Raw genomic sequence first — 6,807 nt, forward strand, 5'->3', positions numbered from 1 at the left:
CCCCGCGAGCCGACGGCTCGCGGGGCGCTCCCGTTTCGCGTGACGCCGCCGCGGGTCAGATCCGGACCTGGACGGCGCCCGAGAGCCGGTCGTGCAGTCCGCGGCCGTCCCGGTCCCAGACCAGCGCCGGGATCACCAGGGCCAGCAGCACCGTGCGGAGCACCACGCGGGGCAGGCCCAGGCGGCCGCCGTGCTGCGAGATCACCCGGAGGCCGAGGATCCGCTTGCCGGGGGTGAAGCCCACGGTGCCCACGGTCAGGACCGACAGGACCACGAAGAGCCCCAGCGTCCAGTTGCCCGCCGAGGCCAGGTCGCCATGGGTGATGAGGCCGTATGCGATCAGCTGGCAGCCGATCCAGTCGATGGCCACCGCGCCGAGCCGGCGCCCGAATCGGGCCACGGAGCCGGGCCCCGACTGCGGCAGGCCGAGCTGCTGGCCCGGATAGCCGAAGTCGACGCCCATCTCCTCGGCGGCCGCGCGGGGGCCGGAGATCCAGGAACCGATTGCTTGCCTGTTGTCCACTCCACCACGGTACCGGTGCGCTTCGACGGGACCTGGACGGGACCCTGGTTAACTTGTGCGAAACAAATGGGTCATGCTTGGGAAATCCCGTCTGCTTAAGGTCGGGTCAGCGTGCGGCACCGCACTGACGCGCCACGAGCTATACAGCCCGTCCCTGCCCCGGGACCGGGAGTAGGAGGACTTGGATGTTCAAGAACGCCGAAGAAGTGAAGCAGTACATCGAGGAGAACGACGTCAAGTTCGTCGACGTCCGCTTCTGCGACCTGCCCGGTGTGATGCAGCACTTCACGATCCCGGCGCGTGCGTTCGACCCGGCGGAGGAGCTCGCCTTCGACGGTTCCTCGATCCGCGGCTTCCAGGCCATCCACGAGTCGGACATGGCGCTGCGCGCCGACATCTCGACCGCGCGTCTGGACCCCTTCCGCCGCGACAAGACGCTGAACATCAACTTCTTCATCCACGACCCGATCACGGGTGAGGCCTACAGCCGCGACCCGCGCAACATCGCCAAGAAGGCCGAGGCCTACCTCGCCTCCACCGGCATCGCCGACACCGCGTTCTTCGGCCCCGAGGCCGAGTTCTACGTGTTCGACAGCGTGCGCTTCGCGACCTCCGCGAACGAGGGCTTCTACCACATCGACTCCGAGGCCGGCGCCTGGAACACCGGTTCCGAGGAGAACAACCGCGGCTACAAGGTCCGCTACAAGGGCGGTTACTTCCCGGTCGCCCCGGTCGACCACTTCGCCGACCTGCGCGCCGAGATCTCCCTCGAACTGGACGCCCAGGGCCTCCAGGTCGAGCGCCAGCACCACGAGGTCGGCACCGGCGGCCAGGCCGAGATCAACTACAAGTTCAACACGCTGCTGGCCGCGGCCGACGACCTGATGCTCTTCAAGTACATCGTGAAGAACGTCGCCTGGCGCAACGGCAAGACCGCGACCTTCATGCCGAAGCCGATCTTCGGCGACAACGGCTCGGGCATGCACGTCCACCAGTCCCTGTGGGCCGGCGGCGAGCCGCTCTTCTACGACGAGGCCGGCTACGCGGGCCTGTCGGACACCGCGCGCTACTACATCGGCGGCATCCTGAAGCACGCCCCGTCGCTGCTCGCCTTCACCAACCCGACGGTGAACTCCTACCACCGCCTGGTGCCGGGCTTCGAGGCGCCGGTCAACATGGTGTACTCGCAGCGCAACCGCTCCGCCGCCATGCGCATCCCGATCACGGGCTCGAACCCGAAGGCCAAGCGCGTCGAGTTCCGCGCGCCGGACCCGTCCTCGAACCCGTACCTCGCCTTCTCGGCGCTGCTTCTCGCGGGCCTCGACGGCATCAAGAACAAGATCGAGCCGATGGAGCCGATCGACAAGGACCTCTACGAGCTCTCCCCCGACGAGCACGCGAACGTCCCGCAGGTCCCGACCAGCCTGGAGGACGTCCTCAAGGCCTTGGAGGAGGACCACGAGTACCTCCTGGCCGGCGGTGTCTTCACCCCGGACCTGATCGAGACCTGGATCGACTACAAGCGCACGCACGAGATCGCCCCGATCGCCCAGCGTCCGCACCCGCACGAGTTCGAGCTCTACTTCGACCTGTAAAAAAGTCGCAGTCGGCCCGCCCGGCGGATCGTGCCTGATGGGAGGCCCCCCGCCGCTCTCTCCGGAGAGCGGCGGGGGGCCTTCTGCTTTTGACAGGCCGCTCGACCGGAGTAACGGTTGATGGGGACCTAAAGGCCCGATAAGCCCGATCAGCGAAATATGTTCGGAGGTGCATCATGATGCGCCGTAGGATCATCGGAGCCGTCGTCGCGGGCGGTGCCGGACTCACCCTGGCCCTGCTGCCCCTGAGCAGCGCGTCCGCCCACGACCACGACGGGAACTGGAACCGTTCGAGTCACTCCCGCTGGGCCCACCACTGGGACGATGACGACGACGACTGCGGCAACGGCAACTGGCGCAGCGGCTGGCACGACCACGACTGGGGCAACCACGACTGGAGCCGCTGGGACAACGCCAACTGGAACGGTGACTGGGGAGGCTGGCGCTGACCCCGCAGTAACCGCACGACCTCTTCCGGTGCCCCTGCCCCGCGCTCAGCGGAGCAGGGGCATCGCGCCGGTCAGTTCGCGCAGGCAGCGCACCGCGAGGTCGGCGGGGGAGCCGGAGCCGGAGACGGGGGCGTCGCCGGCGGACCACAGCTCCAGGGCCACCCGTATGGCGTCGGTGGCGGCCGCGGACACGAGGCGCACGGCCATCTCGTCCGCCTCCGGGCCCGCGAGCCGGGCCACGATCGGGACCAGCCGCTCCTCGGACTCCTGGTTCACCCGGTACCAGACGGCGCGCAGGCCCTCGTCCGTCGCGGCTGCCCGCAGCAGTCCGCGGGTGACCTCCAGCCCCTCCTCCACGGCCTTGGAGTCGCTCAGGGCCCGGGTCACGGCCCGCTCCAGGGCCTGCGCCAGCGGGGTGGCGGGGTCCTCCTCCGCGAGCAGGGCCCGCCAGGCGTCGCCGCCGCCCGCGAGCAGCGGGGCCACGGCCTCCTGCTTGTTGCGGAAGTAGCGGTAGAACGTGCGCAGCGCGACCCCGGCCCGGTGGGCGATGTCCTCGGCGGTGGTTCCGTCGGGGCCGCGCGCGGCGAAGAGCTCGCAGGCGGCGCGCGCGATGTCGAGCTGGGTGGCGGCCTTGCGGCGCTCCGTCAGCGACTGGGTTCCGGAGCCGCTCTGGGGGGAGTACGGACGGGGAGATCTCACCAGTGAAGCGTACCGCCAGTCGGATCAGATGGATGCAATCAACGCCACTCTGGCAAAACGTGCCATGTTCTCGGTACGCTGCGCCCCATGAACCGTTACGAAGGACGTCGCGTCCTCATCACCGGCGGCGGATCCGGCATCGGCCAGGCCACCGTGCACCGCATTCTCTCCGAGGGCGGCCGCGTCCACACCGTGGACGTGAACGAAGCCGGCCTCAAGGCCACCGCCGAGCAGGCGGCCGCCGACGGGTACGCCGACCGGCTGACCACCGCCGTGCTGGACATATCCGACGAGGCCTCGGTCAAGGAGGGCGTCGCCGCCGCCGTGGACGCCCTCGGCGGGATCGACGTACTGGTCAACGCGGCGGGCATCCTGCGCTCCGCGCACACCCACCAGACCACCCTGGACTTCTGGAACAAGATCATCGCGGTCAACCTGACCGGCACCTTCCTGATGATCCGCGAGTCCCTCCCCGCCCTCCTGGCGGGCGACCAGCCGGTCGTCGTGAACTTCAGCTCCACCTCGGCGAGCTTCGCGCACCCCTACATGTCCGCCTACGCGGCCAGCAAGGGCGGCATCCAGTCGATGACCCACGCCCTCGCCGCGGAGTACAGCAAGCAGGGCCTGCGCTTCGTCTCCGTCGCCCCCGGTTCCATCGAGAGCGGGATGACCACCGGCACCGGCCCCGGTCTGCCCGAGGACACCGACTGGTCCCTCTTCACCAAGCTGGCCCCGGCCCTCGGCCAGGGCTTCGCCGGCCCGCAGACCGTCGCCGGCGTCGTCGCGATGCTCGGCTCCGAGGACGGCGCCTTCATCACCGGCACCGAGATCCGCATCGACGGCGGCACCCACTACTGAGGCGGTTCAGCGCCTGAAGCGGTCCCAGAGCCGGGGGAAGCGCTCCGCGAGCACGGCTTCGTTCTCGAAGTCCAGCGGGGTGCCCTCCGGCTCCTCCGCCTGCAACGGGATCCCCAGGTCCGGCGCCACCGCCCCGGTCAGCTGCTCGTACGCCTCGTCGGCCGCGTACCCCAGCTCCTCACCGTCCCCGTCGATCTCCTCGTCGAACTCGCCCAGCAGCTCCGCCAGCCGGTCCGGCTCGTGCACCCCGCCCTCGAAGACCTCCCGGCCCTGCCCGATCAGCCAGCACCGGAAGTAGTCGAACGCGTCGTCGCTGGCCCCGTCGAGCAGCACCCACGCCGCCCCCCACAGGTCCCAGGTGTACGCGCGGTTGTACCGGGACTCGAAGTGCCGCGCGAAGTCCAGCACGGAGTCGGGATCCAGCTGCGCCAGCCGCTCCACGAGCAGCTCGGCATGCTCCTCGGGGTCGCCGCCGGCGGCCTCACGGGTACGGTCGACGATCTCCCAGAACTCCGTCTCGTCCATCACCGCTCCAGCATCACGGGTGCGCCCCCTCGCCGCCACCGCTCATACGGCCAAAGGCCGACGCCGGGCTTACGGCCCCGGCCGCATACTCGGAGGAGCGACGGCACGCACGGCGGGAGGGCGCCCCATGCAGGGGTTGGAACTGGACGGCCGATACCAACTGCTGCACCTGACGGGCATGGGTGGCGGGGGAGAGGTCTGGGAGGCCTTCGACCCGAGGTTGCAGCGGCACGTCGCCGTCAAACTGGTCCGGGTGGAAGACGGGCCGTCCGACACGGAATGGCGCTTCACGGACGAGGCCCGCGCCGCCGCGGGCCTCGACCACACCCACGTGGTCACCGTTCACGACGGCGGCGAGCACCGGGCTAGAGGAGGCCAACGGCTGCTGTTCCTGGTCATGGAACGCGTCGACGGCACGGATCTGGCCCGGGTCTTCGCCGGGACGTGCCCGCTGCCCTGGTACGACGTGGTGCACTGGTGTGCCCAGGTCGCCCAAGCCCTCGCCGCCGCGCACGGGCGCAACATCGTCCACCGCGACGTCAAACCGGCCAACGTACTGCTCACCCGCACCGGCGTGGTCAAACTGGCCGACTTCGGCGTCGCGAAGATGCTCGACGAGCTGGCGCGGGCGGGTCGGAGCCGGCCCGGTGAGGCGATCGGAACCCCCTCGTACATGTCGCCCGAACAGGCGCGGGGGGAGGCGGTGGACTTCCGCTCCGACCTCTACGGCCTGGGCTGCCTGCTCTACGAGGGGCTGGCCGGGACACTCCCGTTCGAGGAAACCCACCCCAGGGCGGTGATGCAACAGCACATCGGGGAGGCACCTCCTCCGCTGGCCGAACGGGCGCCCGACGTGCCGCCCGCCGTCGCTGATCTCGTCATGAGGCTGCTCGCCAAGCAGCCGGCCGACAGGCCGGGGGGCGCCGCCGAGGTCGCGCACCTGCTCGCCGCCGCGCTCGAAGACCACCGCCGCGAGGAATCCTCGGAAGCCCTCCGGCGCGAGGCTGCGGAGCTGCGGGCGCAGACGGAGGAGCACGCGCGGGCGCTGCGCGAGGAAGCCGAGCGGTACGCCGACGCGGTGCGGGCGGGGGCGGACGGCGTCCTGGACGAGGCCCGCCGCCACGCCGAGCGGATCCTCCGGGAGGCTCGCAGGCGTGCCCGCACCGTGCGCGCGGGTGCCCAGAGGGCGGTACCCGGCCGGGGTGCGGTGGCGCTGGCCCGGGCCGGCGGCCCTGCCGGAACGGCTCCGCCGAGGAACCCCGGGCCGCTGCGCAGGCCGCACGGCCCGGCCGCGACCCGCCCCCCGACCGCCCCCACCCCAACCGACGCCCCGGCCGACGCCCCGGCCGACGGCCCGGCCGACGCCCCGGCCCCGGCTGCCGCCTCAGCCGCTGGCTCGTCTGCCGTCCCGGCCGCCGCCGCGGGCGACGGCTTGGCCGCCGCCTCGGCTGATGGGCCGACCACCGTCCCGGCTGCCGTCTCGGCTGATGGGCCGGCCACCGTCCCGGCTGCCGTCTCGGCTGATGGCTCGGCCGGCGTCCCGGCCGCCACCCCGGCTGCTGCGCCAGCCGACGGTTCGGCTGCCGTCCTGGTTGGCGCCGCGGCCGTCGGACCGGGGCCGGGGCGACGGCCGAGGTCGGGGACGGATGACGGCGTCGCCGCCCCCCGTCCGGTCCCGGGTGCCGTCGCCTCCGTGCGGGTCGCACCTCCGGCGCTGACCGCCGCCCCCGAGCGCGCGGCCCTGATGCCCGGGGTGGGTGCCACGCGCCGGGCGCTGACTCCGGCCCTGCCGGGGCCGCTTCCGGTGCCGGCCCTGCCGGGGCTGCTTCCGGTGCCGGCCCCGCCGCCCCGGCCGAGGCCCCTGCTCACGGACGAGCACCTCGCCGCCATCGCCAGGATCCTGTCCGGCCCGCCACTTGCCGACCGGCTCGCATCCATCGCGGCCGAGTGGCGGCTCGGTCTGTTCCTCGCCGACCCGGACGGAGGGGGGCGGGAAGCGCCGTGGGGGGGGGGGGGGGCGCGCCGCCCCCCCCCGCCCCCCCCACCCCCCCCCCCCCCCCCCCCCCCCCCCCCCGCGCCCGCCCCGCCCCCCCCCCCCCCCCCCCCCCCCCCCCCCCCCCCCCCCCCCCCCCCCCCCCCCCCCCCCCCCCCCCCCCCC

The 6,807-nt window shown here is 72.5% G+C and carries 7 protein-coding genes; 4 read left to right on the plus strand and 3 right to left on the minus strand.

What is annotated here, in order from left to right; all coding sequences use genetic code 11:
• Positions 1 to 55: 55 nt before the first annotated feature.
• A complete protein-coding gene (locus tag WDV06_RS35730) occupies positions 56 to 523 on the minus strand; it encodes an RDD family protein (RefSeq protein ID WP_395513980.1) in 468 nt (155 codons plus the stop codon).
• A 185-nt stretch (positions 524 to 708) separates the two neighbouring features.
• Between WDV06_RS35730 and glnA the strand changes: the two genes are divergently transcribed.
• Both glnA and WDV06_RS35740 read left to right on the plus strand, forming a co-directional pair.
• Positions 709 to 2,118 (plus strand): type I glutamate--ammonia ligase, encoded by a 1,410-nt coding sequence (glnA, locus tag WDV06_RS35735; protein ID WP_395513981.1) that lies wholly within the window; start codon positions 709 to 711, stop codon positions 2,116 to 2,118.
• A 179-nt stretch (positions 2,119 to 2,297) separates the two neighbouring features.
• Positions 2,298 to 2,567: a hypothetical protein gene (locus WDV06_RS35740; RefSeq protein ID WP_395513982.1), complete on the plus strand. Its 270-nt coding sequence runs from the start codon at positions 2,298 to 2,300 to the stop codon at positions 2,565 to 2,567.
• 45 nt (positions 2,568 to 2,612) lie between these two features.
• On the opposite strand, the gene WDV06_RS35745 is transcribed toward WDV06_RS35740, so the two are convergent.
• Entirely contained in the window at positions 2,613 to 3,266 is a 654-nt protein-coding gene (locus tag WDV06_RS35745) for a TetR family transcriptional regulator (protein WP_395513983.1), read from the minus strand.
• Between the two features lie 87 nt (positions 3,267 to 3,353).
• Here WDV06_RS35745 and WDV06_RS35750 point away from each other — a divergent pair, with 87 nt between their 5' ends.
• The gene (locus WDV06_RS35750) at positions 3,354 to 4,124 is read left to right on the plus strand and encodes an SDR family NAD(P)-dependent oxidoreductase (protein WP_395513984.1); all 771 of its coding nucleotides are present in this window, start codon (positions 3,354 to 3,356) and stop codon (positions 4,122 to 4,124) included.
• A gap of 6 nt (positions 4,125 to 4,130) precedes the next feature.
• On the opposite strand, the gene WDV06_RS35755 is transcribed toward WDV06_RS35750, so the two are convergent.
• Complete coding sequence (locus tag WDV06_RS35755) at positions 4,131 to 4,649, minus strand: DUF4240 domain-containing protein (protein WP_395513985.1); 519 nt, start codon at positions 4,647 to 4,649, stop codon at positions 4,131 to 4,133.
• Between the two features lie 178 nt (positions 4,650 to 4,827).
• On the opposite strand from WDV06_RS35755, the gene WDV06_RS35760 reads away from it, so the two are divergent.
• Positions 4,828 to 6,807, plus strand: a 1,980-nt coding sequence (locus tag WDV06_RS35760) for a serine/threonine-protein kinase (protein WP_395513986.1), incomplete at its 3' end; no start/stop codon positions are given.

It is taken from the genome of Streptomyces racemochromogenes (genome assembly GCF_044129415.1).
GTDB lineage: Bacteria > Actinomycetota > Actinomycetes > Streptomycetales > Streptomycetaceae > Streptomyces > Streptomyces racemochromogenes_A.